Source organism: Microvirga sp. 2YAF29 (assembly GCF_052114605.1).
Lineage (GTDB): Bacteria > Pseudomonadota > Alphaproteobacteria > Rhizobiales > Beijerinckiaceae > Microvirga.
This window is the reverse complement of record NZ_JBFRFB010000008.1, coordinates 183,659-201,310: the sequence shown is the minus strand read 5'-3', so window position 1 is coordinate 201,310 and position 17,652 is coordinate 183,659. Positions and strand designations below refer to the sequence as shown.

Here is a 17,652-nt window from a genome sequence, read left to right as displayed (position 1 = left end):
GCCTTGTTTCACGAGAAGAGCGGCAACGGCAAGCTTGACTGCAACCTCATCGATCTCGACAGCAAGCCCTCTATGAGCAAGCCTCTATGAGATCGTCGTCTTGAACTGTCTCTTCTGCTTCCTAGAACCAAGACATCAGATCATACGCCCGCCGGCATAGCAAAGACCGCGCGTCCAGGCTCACTGCCCTGAACCGTTCGGCTTCTAGGAGGAATTTCGTGAGCGCTCGTGAGCATTCGGTGGCCGTCATCGGCGGCGGATTGGGTGGTTTGGCTGCGGCCTGCGTCTCCGCAGCACGCGGGCACAAGGTTACGCTCTACGACAAGAACCCCTGGCTTGGCGGCAAAGCCGCCGTATTGCACGAAGACGGCTTTCGCTTCGACATGGGCCCGACGATCCTCACCGTGCCCCGCGTTCTGGAACGCATCTTCGCGGAAGCGGGACGCAACCTTTCCGACTATCTCGATCTCGTGCGTCTCGATCCGCAATGGCGCTGCTTCTTCGACGATGGATCACGCATCGACCTGCAGGAAAACATCGACGCCATGGCCGATGCCATGGACCTCTTCTCCCCTGGCAAAGGCGCAGGCGACGGCTATCGCCGTTTCCAGGAAATCTCCGCTCATCTGCACGATATCTCCAACCGCTTCTTCTTCTGGAAACCTGTCGAGGATCTTTTCGACACCATCAACATCCGCGCCAACATGAACCCTGGAACATTGCGGGATGTTCTGTCCCTGCGCATGGGTTCATCGGTTGCCGGCACCATCCGCTCCAAGGTGAAGGACGAGCGCCTCGCACAGATGCTCGACCACTTCACGCAATATGTCGGCTCGTCTCCTTACGGCTCTCCCGCCGTGCTTTGCGCCATCGCCCATATGCAGGCCGCAGATGGCGTCTGGTATCCGATGGGCGGAACGCGGGCAGTGGCCGAAGCACTGATCAAGCTCGCCTCCGAATTAGGCGCCGAGTTCAAGCCGGAATCGGATGTGTCTTCCCTGAAGATCGAGAACGGCGCGGTGACCGGAATCGTGCTGGCGAACGGAGAAACCGCCCCTTACGACAGCGTGATCTCGAACATGGATTCGATCCGCACCTACCGGGAGCTCGTCGGCGGCGAGGTGGGCGAGCATTACGCCCGCAAGGACTTCGAGCCCGCCTGCTCCGGCGTCGTGCTCTATCTCGGCCTGAACAAGCGCTACGACCACATCCTCCATCACGATTTCGTCTTCTCGCGCGATCCGGAGGAGGAGTTCGACTTCATCTATCGCAAGGGTGAGCCTGCCCCCGATCCCACCTGTTATCTGGCGGCGCCCGCCGCCACCGATCCGAGCGTGGCGCCGGAGGGCGGAGAGGCGCTCTATGTTCTCGTCCACACGCCTTATCTGCGTCCGCACCACGATTGGTCGCAGATGTTTCCGGCCTATCGCCAGGTCATCATCGATAAACTCAAGCGCACGGCCGGCATGGAGGATATCGAGGAACGCATCGTCGTCGAGCGTCACCTCACGCCGCAAGATATCCATGACCGCTACAAAGTGCTCAACGGCGCGATCTACGGCCTGGCGAGCCACGGCAAATTCATGGGCGCATTCAAGCCCGGCAACCGCAGCCGGCAGGTACGCGGGCTCTATCTGGCAGGCGGCGCGGCACATCCTGGTCCCGGCATGCCGATGGTCATGATGTCGGGCTGGATCGCCGCCGACGCCCTCGATACGGACACGAAATCCGATAGCTTACGGAACGCATCTTGATGCAGGATACGGGCAGCAGAGCAGGAAGACGAGAACTCCGCGCACAGGCTGGGTCCTCTCCCGTCGCGCGCCGCTCCGCTGCGATCCATCGCTTCATGGTGTCGGTCTTCCGCCGCTACTTCACCCGCTACATGAACGCACTCAGGGTCGCAGCCTGGGGCATGCCGGACGCTTCCCGGATTGGTCCTGTGGTCGTCTATTCCAACCATCCGGCATGGTGGGACGCAGCCGTCTACATCCTGGCCGCAGACCGTTTCTTCCCTTCCCATGAAAGTTACGCGCCCATCGATGCCGCGATGCTTAAGCAATACGGAATCTTCGGTCGTATCGGCGCCTTCGGCGTCGATCTTGAGACATCGCGCGGCGGTGCCGAGTTCATGGCCGCAAGCGCCGAGATCCTTGCCTCGCCGAAGCGCGCTCTTTGGGTCACGGCGCAGGGCCGTTTCTCCGACGTGCGCGAGCGCCCCCTCTGGCTCAAGCCCGGCATTGCACGGCTCGTCGAGATCGCTCCCGACTGCACGATCATTCCGCTGGCCATCGAATATGGTTTCTGGCTGGAGCGCGGTGCTGAAGCCTTCATCGCCTTCGGCACACCCCTGCGCGGAGAAGACCTAATCGGCTTTCCGCGCGCGCAACGCCTTGAATATCTGGAGCGAGAACTCACGTCGACACTCGATCACCTGAGCGCCGACGTACAGGCCCGCGATCCCGCGCGCTTCCGTCCCGTGCTCGAAGGACGCTCCGGAATCGGCGGCCTTTATGACGGCTGGCGCCGTCTCACCTCGGCCCTGCGGGGACGGTCCTTCGATCCATCGCATGAGGGCCGGCATTCATGACGGTTCTCGGATTCATTCTGCTCGCCCTTGCGGCTCTTCCCACATTTTTGTCTCTCGCCAATCTTTTAGCCCTGCACAGAACCCGCCATTTCAAACCGCAGGCAGGCACGTTCGTCTCCATCCTGATCCCGGCGCGCAATGAAGCGCAGAATATCGGGGGCGCCCTCGATGCCGCTCTCGCCAGTACCGGCACCGAGATCGAGGTGCTGGTGATAGATGACGGATCGACCGATGCCACGGCAGAGATCGTGAAGGCATACGCTGCCCACGACCCGCGCGTGCGCCTGCTCAGCGCTCCTCCCTTATCCGAGGGCTGGACCGGGAAGGTCCATGCCTGCCATCACCTCGCCAAAGAGGCGCGCGGCACGCATTTCCTGTTCGTCGACGCTGATGTGAGGCTTGCGCCGCGCGCGGCGGCTCTGATAGTTGCACATGCGCAGACGATAGGCGTCGGTCTCGTCAGCGCCGTGCCGCGCCAGATCATGAGTTCGCTCGGCGAGCTTCTCACCGTTCCCACCATCAACCTGCTTCTTCTCGGCTATCTGCCGATCAAAGCCATGCGGTCATCGAGCAATCCCCGCTTCGGCGCTGCCTGCGGACAGCTGATGCTGGTCGAGAGTAAGGCCTATCGCGCCAGCGGCGGACATGCCGCGATCCGCTCTCTCATTCATGACGGCATCCAACTGGCGCGGCTTTTCCGCCAGAAGGGCTTCATGACGGATCTCATGCCAGGCGAGCGCCTTGCCACTTGCCGCATGTACACGCGTTTCGGGGATGCCTGGAACGGCTTTGCGAAGAATGCGCATGAAGGCATGGCGAAGCCCGTCGCGCTCCCGATCTGGAGTGCACTGCTGCTCGGGGGGCATGTGCTGCCCTTCGGGCTCCTGCCTTTCGTGCCCACATGGCAAATCGGGCTTGCCGCCGCGCTGTCTCTTTTCACCCGCACACTCGTGACATTGGCGGGACGGGAGAGCTTCCTGTCCATTCCCTTGCACCCCTTCGCCATCCTGACGAGCCTTGCCATCCAATGGAGCGTTCTCCTGCGGATCGGCGGCCCGAGGCGCGCGGGATGGAAGGGCAGGCTCTACCCGGTGGGATGAAGCGATGAACGAGCCGGCAACAGCAACGAAACGTCCCAGGGATGAAAATTTCCCCGTTGCATCGCTCGTTCTGTCGCGGCCGCATCGTGAGGCCGTCCTTGCCTTCTATGGCTTCGTGCGCATGGCGGACGACATTGCGGATGATCGCGATCTCGGCGCTGCGGAAAAGCTGACGCGGCTCGATGCTCTGGAAGAGGCCCTTGTCACCGGGGATCCATCTGTGCCTCAGGCGGTGCGCCTTCACGCCGCCGACAAGCGGCATAAGGCCGGCATCGCGCAAGCCCGGGAGATGCTGCGCGCCTTCCGGCAGGATGCCATCAAGAGCCGCTATAATGACTGGACGGATCTTGCCGATTATTGCCGCTTCTCCGCCAATCCCGCCGGGCGTTTTCTTTTGCAGCTTCATGGGGAATGCGCCTCGGCCCAGGCCCCTGCGGACGCGCTTTGCACGGCACTCCAGATTCTCAATCACCTTCAGGATTGTCGCCTGGACCGGGTGAATCTCGGACGCATCTACATCCCGATTCAATGGGCAATGAGAGCAGGCGGCGAGGAAGCATTCTTCAATCCCGAGAATGCCCCTGCCCGCCGCGCCGTTCTCGATGCCATGCTCGACCGGACCGACGACCTCATCGATCGAGCGCGGGCCCTGCCTCGGCATGTGCAGAACAAGCGCCTGCGCGCCCAGAGCATCGCGACCATCGCTCTGGCTCAACGTCTCAGCAGTCTCCTGCGGCATGACGATCCCGTACTTCGTCGCGTCGAGGTGAGCAAGAGCGATGCCGTGAAGGCCTTTCTGTCGGGCCTCTCCGGAATTCTGCATACGACCGTTGCGGACGACGAGCATGTGACGGCGGCCGCCGTCCGGCGCTCCGGCTCGTCTTTCCGCCTCGGCATGCAATCCTTGAGCCGGGAGCGCCGCCGCGCCATACATGCCGTCTATGCGTTCTGCCGCGTCGTGGACGACATTGCGGACGGAGCCGCCCCCGCATCGGAAAAGCTCCGGTTTTTGCGCGATTGGCGCCGCGAGATCGACCGCCTGCACCGCGCGCCCGAAACGCCCATCGGACGCGAACTCGCCCGCGCCACGAGCCTGTTCAAGCTGCCTCTCGAAGAATGCCATGCGCTCCTCGACGGAATGCAGACGGACAGCGCAGAACGCGTGAGATTGGCGAGCGACGGCGACCTGCGCCTCTATTGCCGCCGTGCGGCGGGATCTGTCGGTACGCTCTCCGTGCATATCTTCGGCACACCGAAGGCGCGAGACTTCGCGCTCGATCTTGGGCGCACGCTCCAGCTCGTGAACATCCTGCGCGATGTGGACGAGGATGCCGCGCGCCAGCGGGTCTACGTTCCTTTGTCGCGACTTGGGCAACTCGGCCTCCAGGATGCGCCCGCATCCATCCTCGTCGCCGATCCGCGCTTTGCTCGTACATGTGAGGCTCTTGCCGTGGAGGCGCGCGAGGGCTTCGCATCCGCCGATGAAGCGCTCCGACATCTCGACCGGAAGGCGCTGAAACCCGCGATCCTGATGATGGAGAGCTACCGTCGCATCCTCGACCGGCTTGAAGCTCGAGGCTGGGGATCGCGGCAGGGCAAGCTTCAGCTCACCACAACCGACCGACTCCACCTGATCACCCGCGCCATGAGGCCTGCATGACGATCAGACGCACTCATATCGTCGGCGCCGGCATCGCCGGTCTCAGCGCTGCTCTCGCCGTGACTGCGGAAGGCGGCGAAGCGGTTCTGTATGAAGCAGCCCCCCAACCCGGTGGGCGCTGCCGCACGATCCAACCCGCCGATGGATTCATTCACGACAACGGCACCCATGTGCTGTTCACCGCCAACCGCCGCGCCCTGAGCCTGCTCAAGGATGTGGGCGCACGGGACAGATGGATCGAGCCCGAACCCAAGGGGCTTCCCCTGCACGATCTGAAAACCGGCACCGCCCGTCGCATCGGCCTCTCACCCTGGTCGTGGCTATTGCCCTCGCGGCGTCCCGACGGCCTGAAGTTCTCGGACCTCTCGCGCATTGCGCGCCTTGCCTTCCCATCTCAGGATTGTCCGGTCGCCGCCATCATCGGCAACCGGCCGATCATGGACAGCCTGATCGGTCCGTTGACGGTTGCGGTTCTCAACACACCCGCGAGCGAGGCCTCGGCCTCCAGGCTCGGCCTTGCCTTGAGGCAAATGTTATGGCCCCGGGCCTGCCGCCTGCTGGTGGCCCGCAATGGATTGGGCGAAGACTTGGTCCAACCAGCCACCGAAACCTTGCAGGCACGGGGTGTCCCCGTTCTCGCCGGGCAGCGGCTCAGAACTCTTTTGACGAATGGGCAGCGTGCCATCGGCCTTGCTCTCACGGATCGCACGGTGGCGCTGGGGCCCGATGATCGGGTGATCCTCGCGCTGCCGCCCTATGAGATCCAGCGGCTTCTGCCGACGCTGCCGGTTCCGCAGGGCTTCGAGCCGATCCTCAACGTGCATTACCGCATTCCCGGTCTTGCCCGTCCGCGCTTCATCGGTTTTACCGGCGCGCTGGCGCAGTGGATGCTGGTGCGACCCGACCATGTGAGTATCACCGTCTCCGCCGCGCATGATGTGATCGATCTCAGCGCAGACGATCTCTCGCAGACGATCTGGCGCGAGATTGCGCCCACGCTCCAAAGCCTCGGCCTCGATGCGGCCATCGACCGGCAGCCTGAGGCGCGGGTTGTGAAGGAGAAGCGAGCCACGATCAAGCAGGCAGCGAACCTGTTGCCCCTGCCGCCGCTGCGCCCTCTCGCCAATCTTGCCCTTGCCGGTGATTGGCTCGGCTCCCTGCCCGCCACCATCGAGAGCGCCGTCGTTTCCGGCGAACTGGCGGTAGCAGCCTTGCGTCATGCGCGCGGGGCGAAGCTCACCGTATCGCGCACGAGTCTTCAAAGACGGGAGAACGCGGCATGATCCAGGACCGCCCGCCCCTCACCGTCCTGCTTGCGGCCCCGCGCGGATTCTGCGCCGGTGTGGAACGGGCGATTCACGCCGTCGAGGATGCCTTAAGAGAGACGGACAAACCCATCTATGTGCGCCACGAGATCGTGCATAATGGCCGTGTGGTCGAAGAGTTGAAGCAGCAGGGCGCCGTCTTCGTGGATGACATCTCCGAAATTCCCGATGGTGCGGTGGCGATTTTCAGTGCGCATGGGGTGCCGCGAAACGTGGAACGCGAGGCTGCCGGACGAGGCCTTGCCGTGCTCGATGCTACCTGCCCACTCGTGCGCCGTGTGCATATCGAAGGACAGCGTCATGCGAAGGGCGGTCGCGAAGTGATTGTTATCGGCCATCGCGGCCATGTGGAAGTCGAAGGTACCATCGGGCAGATCGACGGAAAGGTTCATGTGGTCGAGAACGTGGAGGACGCACGGGCCATTGCCGTGATCGATCCGGAGCGCATCGCCTACGTGACACAGACCACTCTGTCCGTCGATGACACGCGCGAGATCATCGCGGCTCTCAAAACGCGGTTTCCCACTATCCAAGGTCCCGACACAAAGACGATCTGCTACGCCACGCAGAACCGCCAGATGGCCGTTCGCGTGATCGCGCAGCGTGCGGAGCGGGTCATCGTGTGCGGCGCGCGCAACTCCTCCAACACCAACCGTCTCTGCGAGGTGGCGGAAAGCGAAGGCCGCCCTTCCCTCCTGATGCAGGACCCGAAGGATCTGACCTTGTCCTTCATCGACGGCGCGGCGGTGATCGGCATCACAGCAGGCGCGTCCGCGCCGGAAGAGCTGGTGCAGGAAGCGCTCGCCCTTCTCGCGCAATGGCGCAGGATCACGGTGGAGGAAGTGCGCGTGACCCACGAGGGAACGCAGTTTGCCCCCGTGGATCTCTCACGGCTGATCTCTCAGCTGGCGAATGCTTCCTGAACGTCGCGCGGCACGGCGGTGACGAGGCCGAGCCTGTCGCGCCGCAGCCAGCGCCACAGCATCAAGGATGCCACGACGGCAAGCCCGGTGGCGAGACCGATCCAGATACCGATGCCGCGCAGGCTGGTGCCGAAGGCGAGGATCACACCGAGCGGCAGGCCGACGCCCCAATAGCCGAAAGCGGCATAGACCATGGGCACGCGGGTATCCTGCAATCCGCGCAGCATGCCCGCCCCCACGGCCTGCGCCGCATCGGCCAGCTGGAAGATGGCGGCCATCACCAGGAAGGACACGGCAAACCCGATCACCGGCAGGTTCTTCGGATCGGACAGATCAAGGAACGCGCTGAGCAGCAGATGCGGCGCGAACCACATGAGGGATGCCGTAACCACCATGAAGCTCACCGCGAGAGCAAAGGCCGTCCAGCCCGCGCGGGTGACGCCCGGCGCATCCTTCGCGCCATAAGCGAGACCAACCCGCACCGTCGCGGCCTGGCTGAGGCCGAAGGGCACCATGAAGCAGAAGGATGCGATCTGCAGGGCAATGGCGTGAGCCGCAAGCTCGCTCGGGCCGATCAGCCCCATGAGCAGGGCGGCGGCATTGAAGATCGTCACCTCGAAAGCAAGCGTCAGGCCGATGGGGGCACCGATCTTCCAGAGGGTCTTGTAGCGCGGCCAGTCGGACCGCCAGAATCGGCCGAAAAGGAAGTAACGACGCAGCTTCCGGTCGAGGCTGATGACCAGGGCGAGCGCCAGGAACATGAAGACGCTGGAAATTACCGTGCCGACGCCCGCGCCGATCAGGCCGAGGTGAGGCATGCCGAACTTGCCGAACATGAAGCAATAAGCGGCACCCAGATTCACCGGCACGGCCACGATGCCGATGAGGAGCGGCCAGCCGGGACGCTCCAGCGCCGCCAGGAACGAGCGCAGCACCAGATAGAGCAGGAAGGGCAGCAGGCTCCATTGCAAGGCGCGCATGTAATCGCCCGCATCCTTGGCGAGCGCCGGCTCCTGCCCCATGGCGAGGAGCAGGAACTCCCCATTCCAGGAGATGATCCAGATCGGGATGGCAACCGTGATCGCGGCCCAGAAGCCCTGACGCACCGTGCGGCGCACCTCGCGCACGGAATGGCGCTTGCGCCCCAGTTCCTCGGCGATGAGCGGCGAGGTGGCGTTCACGAGGCCGATGCCGAAGATCAGGAATGCGAAATAGAGATTCGTGCCGAGCGCTCCGGCGGCCAGCGCGCCGGACCCGAGCCATCCCATGAGGATGACATCGGACGTCATCAAGGCGTTCTGTGCCACATTAGTGAGAACCAGGGGCCAGCCCAAGGCAAGGGTGGCGCGCAGCTCCGATATCCAGGCCGCGCGCTCGAGATTTTCGTTTTTTGCGCTCATAACGGCGCGCTTTTACCTAAATGAGGCCCGAAAAGCCACATCGGGACCCCAATATTGAGGAAAAAGTCTCAGAAGGAACCCAGCCACGGCGCATCCGTTCATCCCGGGTCACCTTGCCGTGCCACGCTTGGAGTCTCCCATGGCGCATCCTGCGCTTTCCACCTCGATCGATTTTGTCCTGCCGCCGTTGCTGCACAACGAACACGGCGCGCTGCGGACGGTCGGCGTAGAGATCGAATTCGTGGGCCCCTCTGCCGAGCAGGCGGTCCAGGCCCTGCAGGAAGCCCTTGGGGGCAGGCTGATCGAGGTGGACCCGCATGCCTTCGTCCTGAAGGAATCGGCCATCGGCGACCTCAGCGTGGAGTTAGACAGCCGTATCCTTCATCCCGGCAAGGGCGCCGGTGGGTCGCGTGGTGTCTTGCCGAAGATCGCGGCCCTGTTCGGCTTTGTGGCGCGCTATCTCGTTCCCTGCGAGCTGGTCACCGCGCCCACGCCCATCGACCGGCTTCAGGAACTCGACAGAATCCTCGACATCCTTCGTAAAGTCGGCGCGAAGGGCACCCAGGATGCGCCGTTCTATGCCTTCGGTCTCCATTTCAATCCGGAGATCCCGCGCCAGGATGCCGAGACGCTCACGGCCTTCATGAAGAGCTTCGTGCTTCTCAATCCCTGGCTTCGGCGGGAAGTGTCCCCCGACCGCACACGGGACCTCCTTGGTTTTGCCGATCCGTTCCCGACAGATTACGTCCGCAAGATCGCAGCCGCCGATTACTGGCCGGACATCCCCCGTTTCATCGACGATTATCTAAGCGCGAATCCCACCCGCAACCGCGACCTCGATCTTCTGCCGCTTCTCCACCATTTCGATGCTGCGCGCGTGCGGAAGGTGTTGCCGAATGAGAAGATCAACGGTCGCCCGACCTTTCACTACCGCCTGCCCGATGCGCGGGTAAGCGATCCCGGCTGGAGCATTGCGCCGGACTGGAACCGCTGGGCCTGCGTCGAGCGCCTCGCGGCGGACCGGGAGAAGCTCGATGCCGCAGGCGCCGCCTATCTCGACTTCAAGGGCGAGGACAAAAGCTGGGCCAATGTGGTGGAACAGGTGGTGCGCGCATGACACGTCCCCTGATCGGCGTTACCACATCCCGCCGCGGCGGCTGGCGCAGTTATCTCATGCATAGCCTCGCGCTTGCCCGTGTCGGCGCGCGCGCCGTGCGTCTGGTGCCAGGAGAGCCTCTGCCCAAAGCTCCCTTGCAGGGTCTCGTGATCGGCGGGGGTGACGATATCGGCGCGGAGATTTATGGCGGCAAGGTGCTTCCCGACGTTCGCATCGATCCCGAGCGCGACAAGATGGAGCTTGGCCTGCTCAAAGCCGCCCTGCCGGCGAAGCTCCCGATCCTCGGCATCTGCCGTGGCTCACAGATGATCAATGTGGCCCTTGGCGGCACGCTGCACACGGACATCCACGAAGTCTATGTACAGGCACCGAAGATGCGCACGGTCCTGCCGCGCAAGCGGGTGACCATTGAGCGCGATTCCAGGCTCGACCGAATCCTGCGCTGCAACCCATGTTTGGTGAACGCCCTGCATCATCAATCCGTCGACCGCCTCGGCGAAGGCTTGAGGATTGCAGCCCGCGACGAAAGCGGAATCGTGCAGGCCATCGAGAACGACCGGATGCCATTCCTGCTCGGTGTGCAGTGGCATCCGGAGCTTTTAGTGTGGAAGCGCCCTCACCAGCGCCTGTTCGCAGCCCTGGCGCTCGCCGCGCGCGAGGCCGAGGCACCGCTGCCGACAGCCGCGCTGGCCTTATGACGATCCGCTTACGCGTTTCGCGGCGCGGGGAAAGAGCGGGATGACCTTGTTCTTGTCCGGCGGCGCCAGATGGCGCTGGATCGCGGCGTGCAGATCGCGGCTGATGATGGGCTTCTGCAACAGCGGAAACTCGCTGATTTCATCGGCGGCGACAGGATTCCCGGTGATCAGAAGAACAGGAAGATCCACGTAGATCTGCCGGACTTCGCGGGCCAGCATGACGCCGTTCATCGTGCCCGGCATGGCGATATCGGTCAGCACGACACCGGGCTTGCGCGCGCTCAGGTTCTTCATGGCCTGCGCCGCATCGGTGGCGATGCTGGTCACATAGCCGAATTCCTCGAGCGTGGATTGAAGGGCCAGCGCAACTTCGATCTCGTCATCGACGATGAGGATCTCGGCATTCTTGCGCACATCCTCGCTGGGACTTTCGTCCTCACCCGGCGTTCCAAAGGGCAGAAGGGTCGTGGTGTGAGCGCGCGGCAGGTAAAGGGTGATGCCCATTTCCATGCCACTGCGATAAACCTTCGAGGCACCGCCGATGCCCTGCAGGAAATGGAGACTGCGGTTCAGGCGAAGCCAGGACGAGACATCGATGTCCTGCAACGTGAAGATGGGCTCCAGATCATCATCGGAATCGGAAGCGTCGGACGCCGTGCTGCGGATCGTCAGCTGCACGAACTCACCCTCGATGGCGAGGTTCGGCAAGGTGCCGCGCGGTACATGGACATTCTGGGCTTCGAGGGAGATCGTGCCGCCCTGAGTCAGGGCATCGCGCACATGGGCGCTCAAAGTCACGATGGCCGTCTCGATATCGTCGGGATCCGCCTCGACGGGCCAGAGGTCGTCCTCGAGGGACAGACGCAGTTCCACCGTATCGCGCAGAAGCGAGCGGCCCATGAGGGCCGCCACGGAATTCACCCGTTCCGAGATATCGAGATACTGCACCTTCGGCTCGCTCTGACGCGAGAAGGCAGCCGACTTGGCAATGAGCTTGGCAGCCTGATCGGAAGCCACGAGCGCGGACAGAAGCTTGCGCTGGACGGAGGGCTGATCCTTCATCTGCCGGGCAACGGCATCGATATTGGCACTGATCACCATGAGCTTGTTGTTGAGATCATGTGTGATGCCGTCGCGCAGGCGGTCCACGGCCTGGGCCTTCTGGAGGCGGCGCAACTCTTCATCATCCTCAGTGGGCGGCACTTCTTCGGCTATGGGAAAAGCGGCGACAGGCTCCTCGACCTGACGCTCCGTCACATCCTCGAAGACGGAGAAATCCTCTTCCACCTGCTCTTTGTCCTGAAGGTGTGCCCTCACCTGCCGTCCCACCAGCAAGGGCGCGCCGGCGGCCACCAGAAGGAAGAACGCGACGGCGCCCGCCATCATCTCGGGGTTTCGCGTATAGGCGGCAAACGCCAGCGCGAAGCCTGAGAAGATCAGCGCAAAGGACAGGACCGCAAAGGACAGCCTCAAAATCGGGGGCACCGTATGCTCGTGCTTTTCCAACAAATGAATTGACCTATGGCCCGCAAGCCGCCACTTCGAACGCTATCTTGTGTAGCATGAGCAAACGGCAAGCGAGAGCCTCTCGTTATAAAGTTTTCGTGCGCGATAAGGAGACGAATGTGCGGCTTTCTTATGTCCTGGGCTTGGGGCTAACCTCCCTCTTTCTAGGTATCTCTGCCCTGTCCGTCACGTGCGCCAGCGCACAGGAATCCATGGAGCGCCGGGTGAACGACCTGCTCTCTCAGATGACCCTGGAAGAAAAGGTTGGACAGCTGAATCTTGTCTCCCATGGCCCGCCGCTGCGCTGGGAGGACATTTCCGAAGGGAAGGCGGGCGCGGTGTTGAACTTCAATAGCGCCCCCGACGTCGCCCGGGCCCAGGAACTCGTGCGTCAGTCGCGCCTCAAGATTCCGTTGCTCTTCGGCCTGGATGTGCTGCACGGCTTCCGCACTCAGTTCCCTCTTCCGTTAGGTGAAGCCGCAGCCTTCAGCCCGCGCGTCTCGTTTCTCGCCTCCGAATGGGCCGCCAAGGAGGCATCCTATGTAGGCGTGAACTGGACCTTCGCGCCCATGGCGGACCTCTCCCGCGACAGCCGCTGGGGCCGCATCGTCGAAGGCTTCGGAGAGGATCCCTATCTCGGCTCCGTGCTCACCGCAGCCCGTGTCGAGGGCTTCCGCAAGGGCGGGCTTGCCGCCGCCGCCAAGCATTTCGCGGGCTACGGCGCGCCGCAGGGCGGCCGCGACTACGACACCACCTACATTCCGCGCGCGGAAATGTACGACACCTACCTGCCGCCGTTCCGCGCCGCGGTAGAGGCCGGAACCGCGAGCCTCATGGCGGCCTTCAACGCCAATAATGGCGAACCCTCCACGGCGAATGCGTGGCTTTTGACGGATGTGCTGCGCAAGCAATGGGGCTTCGACGGCTTCGTCACATCGGACTGGGTCGGCATTGGCGAATTGATCAATCACGGCGTCGCCGCCGACGGTGCGGAGGCCGCGCGTAAGGCGATCCTCGCCGGCGTCGACATGGACATGATGGGCCAGCTCTACATCAACCATCTGCCGGACGAAGTGCGGGCGGGCCGCGTGCCGGAGAGCGTGCTCGATGAATCGGTCCGACGCATCCTGCGCACGAAGTTCCGCCTCGGTCTGTTCGACCAGCCTGCCATCGATTCTTCGCGCACGGATGCGGTCTTCCCGTCGGCGGAGTCGCGCAAGGTTGCGCGCGAGGTCGCACGCGAGACCCTCGTGCTGCTGCAGAACCGGGGCGATGTGCTTCCCGTGAAGCCGGGCACCCGCTCGATTGCGGTCATCGGCCCTCTTGCCGACGCACCGCATGACCAGATGGGGCCGCACGCAGCCCGTGGGCATACATCGGACGGCGTTTCGTTCCTCCAGGGCATCCGCCAGCGTGCGCAGAAAGCCGGCATAGCCGTGCAGCATGCGCCGGCCTGCGACCTGTTCTGCCGCTCGACGGAGCAGCTGCCCGCCGCCATCGAGGCCGCGAAGCAGGCCGATCTGATCGTTGCCGTCTTCGGCGAGGCTCAGGAATTTTCTGGCGAGGCCGCATCGCGCGCCCATCTTGAACTCAGCGGCAAGCAGACGGAAATTTTGCAGGCGCTCGCCGATACCGGCAAGCCGATCGCTCTCGTGGTCATGGGCGGACGCCCACAGGTGCTGGGCGCCATCGCTGACCGGATTCCGTCGATCCTCATGGCCTGGTATCCCGGCACGGAGGGCGGCACCGCTTTGGCCGACGTGCTGTTCGGCGACTACAATCCGAGCGGCAAGCTGCCGGTCTCATGGCCACGCGCCACGGGTCAGCTGCCACTCTACTACAACCGCCTGCCGAGCAGCCGCCCGACCATCCCGAACAACCGCTTCACGCTGAGCTATATCGACGAGGCCATCACCCCGCTCTATCCGTTCGGCTGGGGGCTCAGCTACACGCAATTCGCCTATTCCGACGCGGCGGTCGCGAGCAAGCGACTGGATGCCGGGCAGATGCTGGAAGTCTCCGTTACCGTCGCCAACAAGGGCGCACGCCCCGGTCAGGAAGTGGTGCAGCTCTACACCCGCGATCCGGTCGCAAGCCGCAGCCGCCCCTTGCGTGAGCTGAAGGCTTTCGAGAAGGTCAGCCTGAATGCGGGCGAGACCAAGCACGTGACCCTGAAAGTGCCAGTGGAGTCGCTGGGCTTTCATGCGGAGGATGGCAGCTACGCTGTCGAGGCCGGCGCGATCCAAGTGTTCGTCGGCGGCAACTCGCTTGCGGAACAGGTCGGCGAGGCTGAGATCATGAATACGATCCGCATTCCTCCCGATGAGCGGCGCGCATCCGGCGCGACCAACATCGTGCAATAGGCCGTCAGGTGGCGCTGCTCGAACAAGATGCTTCGATCAGTGCCCTTTCCACGTGCGGGCCGGCCCGGTAAGCTGATGCAATGGATCAACCCCGCACACCCGACGCGCCGCACGGTATGATTGCCCGTGCGGCGGGGTCGATGAAAGCTATCGCAGCGGCGGAGCGCAGCGGTGCGGCGGATACCTTACTCGGGATGGCGCTCACCTTCATTGCAGGCGCCATCAATGCGGGCGGTTTCCTGGCAGTTGGCCAATACACGTCGCACATGTCCGGCATTCTTTCCTCAATGGCGGACAATCTTGCCCTTGGCGGCGTTGGTCTCGTGCTTCTCGGTCTTGCGGGATTTCTTCCCTTCGTGCTCGGAGCGGCGTGCTCCGCCATCCTGATCAACTGGGGACGGCGTCATCATCTCGGAAGCCGCTATGCGCTACCGTTGATGCTGGAGGCAGCGCTGCTGGCGGCTTTCGGCATCCTGGGTTGGCTTGCCTATCCCTTGCCCGGCTTCGGCGCGGGCGCTGTGCCGCTCCTGTGTTTCATCATGGGCCTTCAAAACGCGACGATCACGAAAATCTCCGGAGCGCGCATGCGCACTACCCATGTCACCGGAATCGTGACCGATATCGGCATCGAACTCGGCAAGATGGTGTACTGGAACCGGAGCCGCCATATCGCCGAGAAAGTTGCGGCGGATAGGGAGAAGATGATGCTTCTCATTCTTCTGCTCGCATCCTTTTTCGCAGGCGGTGTGACGGGCGCCGTTGGCTTCGGCCGTGTAGGCTTTCTGTTCTGCCTGCCTTTCGCATGCCTGCTTCTGCTTTTGTGCGTGCCCCCGCTCGCCGAGGATGTCTTCGCTCGTCCTCGCAACATACGAAGTCATTGAAGCCGGTTGTCTGGAGCGCCACCGTGCTGCTTTTCCGGGTATAAGGAACCTCCGCCTGGCTTGACGGTTCATCCGTGACACAGCGGAGCCGTCGTCCATGTCCAACATCACCCGTAATCCCGTCGAAACCCTGGCTCGCTTAGGCTATGGCGCACGCGGCGTGGTTTACGGACTTGTCGGCGCCCTTGCGCTCCTTGCAGCCATCGGTTCGGGCGGGCAGACAGGCGGCAGCCGCAGCGCGCTTCAGACACTTCTCGCACAGCCTTTCGGTCAATTCTGGCTCGTTCTGATCGCCATCGGCCTGTTCGGCTTCTGCGCCTGGCGATTTCTGGAGGCGCTGACCGATGCCGACCGTCGCGGATCGGACATGAAAGGTTGGGCGATCAGAGGGGCTCATCTCATCAGCGGCGCCATTTATGCGGGCCTTGCCATCTCTGCCATCGGCCTCGTGCTCGGCCAGGGATCCAGCGGCGGCGAGGATCAGGCCGCCCAAGGATGGACCGCATGGCTGCTGAGCCAGCCGTTCGGCCGGTGGCTCGTCGGCCTCGTGGGGCTTGCCATTGCGGGGACTGGGCTCGGCTTCGGCTGGAAAGCATGGCGCGGCAACGTGGCCGAGCGGCTTAGCGTGCCCTCCGACAAGCGGCATTGGATCATCACCCTGGGACGAATGGGGTTTGCGGCCCGTGGTGTCGTGTTCCTGTTGATCGGCGGCTTTCTCATCTTGGCCGCGATCCATAGCTCCTCGTCCCAGGTCCATGGGCTCGGTGGGGCGCTCAAGACCCTTCAGCAGCAACCCTATGGCTGGATTTTTCTTGCTCTCACCGCCATCGGATTATTCGCGTTCGGGCTGTTCGGGCTTGTCCAAGCCCGTTACCGGCACATCGATGCTCCGGACATTGAAGACGCCAAAGCCACGATGGCCCGGGCAAAGCCCTTCTGAGGCGGCTGAAGCCCGATGACAGGCCCGGACTCTTCCCACGATGAGACCACCGGCCCTCTGCATGCCTATCTTTCAGGGACAGGTCTGGATGGCCGAGGACGATCCGCTCAGGACGTTCTGCGCTTCTCTAACCGTCAGCTGGAGGACATTCACGACTATATTCAGTGGCTGTTTCCCCTGCCGGCCCGCAGCGCGGCCCAACCGAGCGCACCGATCCTCACAGCCTCCGAGATCGTTTCGATCTCATCCGATACCCGAGCCCAGTCCACTTTGCTCCAAGCGATGGATCGAATGACACGGTTTTATCGCGAGACGGATGACTGGCTGACGGGCTACGACCACAACCACCTGCGGATCACCCGCATTATCCAAAGCCTCAGAATGCTCGTATCCCCGAAAGCGGCGCGTGGTTTTCACGAAACCATTCTCGCGCGGCATCAGGCTGCCGGAGCACCGGTCAACAATCGAAGCCTTCAGTACTGGCAGCAGGCGGTGGAATACTGACCGGCAAGGCGCCTGTTTTCTTTTGAGACGCGCAAACGGCTCTTGCTTCTGCCTCGTGACCAGCTATTGGCGAAGGGCCTTGAGTCAATCTCGGCAGTATTGAACTTTGTAACGTTTGGCGGCCGATTGCTCTCGTGCATGATCTCGACGTAATCTCGCGGAATGTGGCGAGGCCTGACCTGAAGGCTGCACCGTCTGTTTTGTCGTCTATACCAATATAAAATTCGCAAGCGTTGATATTGCCAGGAGGCATCAATGAATAATGATAAAGTCTGCCGTATTCTGGTTATCGAAGATGAGCCCATGCTCTCTTCGAGCATCGAAGACTTGGTTCGCGAATTAGGCTGCCAAGTGGTCGGCCCCGCAGCCCGGCTCGACCATGCTTTGACGCTGGCACTGCAATCGGAGATCGACGTCGCCATCCTCGTCATCAATGTCGACGGATCGGTCATCTATCCGGTTGCGGACGTTCTGCGCTTCCGCGGCATCCCGTTCTTCTTCTCTGTCGGAGACGACTTCCGGCCGCTTCCTCAACGGTTCGAGGGAAGTCGGACGCTCCCGAAACCTTTCTCTGCCGAAGCCCTGAAGGATGCTCTGGGGGAGACTTTGACCAGTCCATCCTGATTTCGGCACGAACCACGAAAT

Annotated in this window: 15 protein-coding genes; 13 read left to right on the top strand and 2 right to left on the bottom strand. The window is 62.9% G+C overall.

From position 1 onward, the window contains the following. Positions 1-218: 218 nt before the first annotated feature. The 6 genes from AB4Y85_RS12985 (at position 219) to ispH (ending at position 7,598) form a co-directional block, all read left to right on the top strand. Positions 219-1,754 carry a phytoene desaturase family protein gene (locus tag AB4Y85_RS12985; protein ID WP_441985318.1) on the top strand — a complete coding sequence of 512 codons (1,536 nt, stop codon included), beginning with the start codon at positions 219-221 and terminating at the stop codon, positions 1,752-1,754. A gap of 95 nt (positions 1,755-1,849) precedes the next feature. Then, positions 1,850-2,590, top strand: coding sequence for a lysophospholipid acyltransferase family protein (locus AB4Y85_RS12980; protein ID WP_441985346.1), 741 nt, complete (start codon positions 1,850-1,852; stop codon positions 2,588-2,590). Then, on the top strand, positions 2,587-3,690 hold the full coding sequence (locus tag AB4Y85_RS12975) for a glycosyltransferase (protein ID WP_441985317.1): 1,104 nt from the start codon (positions 2,587-2,589) through the stop codon (positions 3,688-3,690). The genes AB4Y85_RS12980 and AB4Y85_RS12975 overlap by 4 nt, the downstream gene beginning before the upstream one ends. Positions 3,691-3,694: 4 nt before the next feature. Next, positions 3,695-5,350, top strand: coding sequence for a squalene/phytoene synthase family protein (locus tag AB4Y85_RS12970; protein ID WP_441985316.1), 1,656 nt, complete (start codon positions 3,695-3,697; stop codon positions 5,348-5,350). After that, a complete protein-coding gene (locus AB4Y85_RS12965) occupies positions 5,347-6,633 on the top strand; it encodes a hydroxysqualene dehydroxylase (protein ID WP_441985315.1) in 1,287 nt (428 codons plus the stop codon). The genes AB4Y85_RS12970 and AB4Y85_RS12965 overlap by 4 nt, the downstream gene beginning before the upstream one ends. Next, positions 6,630-7,598: a 4-hydroxy-3-methylbut-2-enyl diphosphate reductase gene (gene ispH / locus AB4Y85_RS12960; protein ID WP_441985314.1), complete on the top strand. Its 969-nt coding sequence runs from the start codon at positions 6,630-6,632 to the stop codon at positions 7,596-7,598. The genes AB4Y85_RS12965 and ispH overlap by 4 nt, the downstream gene beginning before the upstream one ends. Here ispH and AB4Y85_RS12955 read toward each other — a convergent pair. Further along, positions 7,577-8,998 carry an MATE family efflux transporter gene (locus tag AB4Y85_RS12955; RefSeq protein WP_441985313.1) on the bottom strand — a complete coding sequence of 474 codons (1,422 nt, stop codon included), beginning with the start codon at positions 8,996-8,998 and terminating at the stop codon, positions 7,577-7,579. The two genes, ispH and AB4Y85_RS12955, sit on opposite strands and share 22 nt — an antisense overlap. Positions 8,999-9,137: 139 nt before the next feature. Here AB4Y85_RS12955 and AB4Y85_RS12950 point away from each other — a divergent pair, with 139 nt between their 5' ends. After that, positions 9,138-10,115 carry an amidoligase family protein gene (locus tag AB4Y85_RS12950; RefSeq protein ID WP_441985312.1) on the top strand — a complete coding sequence of 326 codons (978 nt, stop codon included), beginning with the start codon at positions 9,138-9,140 and terminating at the stop codon, positions 10,113-10,115. Beyond that, positions 10,112-10,813, top strand: a complete 702-nt coding sequence (locus tag AB4Y85_RS12945) for a gamma-glutamyl-gamma-aminobutyrate hydrolase family protein (protein WP_441985311.1) — start codon at positions 10,112-10,114, stop codon at positions 10,811-10,813. Before AB4Y85_RS12950 ends, AB4Y85_RS12945 begins: the two co-directional genes overlap by 4 nt. Here the strand turns inward: AB4Y85_RS12945 and AB4Y85_RS12940 are convergent. Beyond that, positions 10,808-12,298: a response regulator gene (locus AB4Y85_RS12940; protein WP_441985310.1), complete on the bottom strand. Its 1,491-nt coding sequence runs from the start codon at positions 12,296-12,298 to the stop codon at positions 10,808-10,810. The two genes, AB4Y85_RS12945 and AB4Y85_RS12940, sit on opposite strands and share 6 nt — an antisense overlap. 140 nt (positions 12,299-12,438) lie before the next feature. On the opposite strand from AB4Y85_RS12940, the gene bglX reads away from it, so the two are divergent. From bglX to AB4Y85_RS12915, 5 genes are all read left to right on the top strand, one after another. Then, positions 12,439-14,682 carry a beta-glucosidase BglX gene (gene bglX, locus AB4Y85_RS12935; RefSeq protein WP_441985309.1) on the top strand — a complete coding sequence of 748 codons (2,244 nt, stop codon included), beginning with the start codon at positions 12,439-12,441 and terminating at the stop codon, positions 14,680-14,682. A 140-nt stretch (positions 14,683-14,822) separates the two neighbouring features. Further along, complete coding sequence (locus AB4Y85_RS12930) at positions 14,823-15,563, top strand: YoaK family protein (protein ID WP_441985308.1); 741 nt, start codon at positions 14,823-14,825, stop codon at positions 15,561-15,563. A 97-nt stretch (positions 15,564-15,660) separates the two neighbouring features. Beyond that, on the top strand, positions 15,661-16,503 hold the full coding sequence (locus AB4Y85_RS12925; RefSeq protein ID WP_441985307.1) for a DUF1206 domain-containing protein: 843 nt from the start codon (positions 15,661-15,663) through the stop codon (positions 16,501-16,503). Between the two features lie 15 nt (positions 16,504-16,518). Beyond that, complete coding sequence (locus tag AB4Y85_RS12920; RefSeq protein ID WP_441985306.1) at positions 16,519-17,007, top strand: opioid growth factor receptor-related protein; 489 nt, start codon at positions 16,519-16,521, stop codon at positions 17,005-17,007. A 255-nt stretch (positions 17,008-17,262) separates the two neighbouring features. After that, positions 17,263-17,631 carry a response regulator gene (locus AB4Y85_RS12915; protein WP_441985305.1) on the top strand — a complete coding sequence of 123 codons (369 nt, stop codon included), beginning with the start codon at positions 17,263-17,265 and terminating at the stop codon, positions 17,629-17,631. Positions 17,632-17,652 lie beyond the last annotated feature (21 nt).

Bases quoted from the DNA above. Each gene is read 5' to 3' on its own strand.
- AB4Y85_RS12925 (WP_441985307.1), top strand. From the start codon at position 15,661: ATGTCCAACATCACCCGTAATCCCGTCGAAACCCTGGCTCGCTTAGGC.
- AB4Y85_RS12970 (WP_441985316.1), top strand. From the start codon at position 3,695: ATGAACGAGCCGGCAACAGCAACGAAACGTCCCAGGGATGAAAATTTC.
- AB4Y85_RS12980 (WP_441985346.1), top strand. From the start codon at position 1,850: ATGGTGTCGGTCTTCCGCCGCTACTTCACCCGCTACATGAACGCACTC.
- ispH (WP_441985314.1), top strand. From the start codon at position 6,630: ATGATCCAGGACCGCCCGCCCCTCACCGTCCTGCTTGCGGCCCCGCGC.
- AB4Y85_RS12975 (WP_441985317.1), top strand. From the start codon at position 2,587: ATGACGGTTCTCGGATTCATTCTGCTCGCCCTTGCGGCTCTTCCCACA.
- AB4Y85_RS12965 (WP_441985315.1), top strand. From the start codon at position 5,347: ATGACGATCAGACGCACTCATATCGTCGGCGCCGGCATCGCCGGTCTC.
- AB4Y85_RS12945 (WP_441985311.1), top strand. From the start codon at position 10,112: ATGACACGTCCCCTGATCGGCGTTACCACATCCCGCCGCGGCGGCTGG.
- AB4Y85_RS12955 (WP_441985313.1), bottom strand. From the start codon at position 8,998: ATGAGCGCAAAAAACGAAAATCTCGAGCGCGCGGCCTGGATATCGGAG.
- AB4Y85_RS12915 (WP_441985305.1), top strand. From the start codon at position 17,263: ATGAATAATGATAAAGTCTGCCGTATTCTGGTTATCGAAGATGAGCCC.
- AB4Y85_RS12930 (WP_441985308.1), top strand. From the start codon at position 14,823: ATGAAAGCTATCGCAGCGGCGGAGCGCAGCGGTGCGGCGGATACCTTA.
- AB4Y85_RS12950 (WP_441985312.1), top strand. From the start codon at position 9,138: ATGGCGCATCCTGCGCTTTCCACCTCGATCGATTTTGTCCTGCCGCCG.
- AB4Y85_RS12920 (WP_441985306.1), top strand. From the start codon at position 16,519: ATGACAGGCCCGGACTCTTCCCACGATGAGACCACCGGCCCTCTGCAT.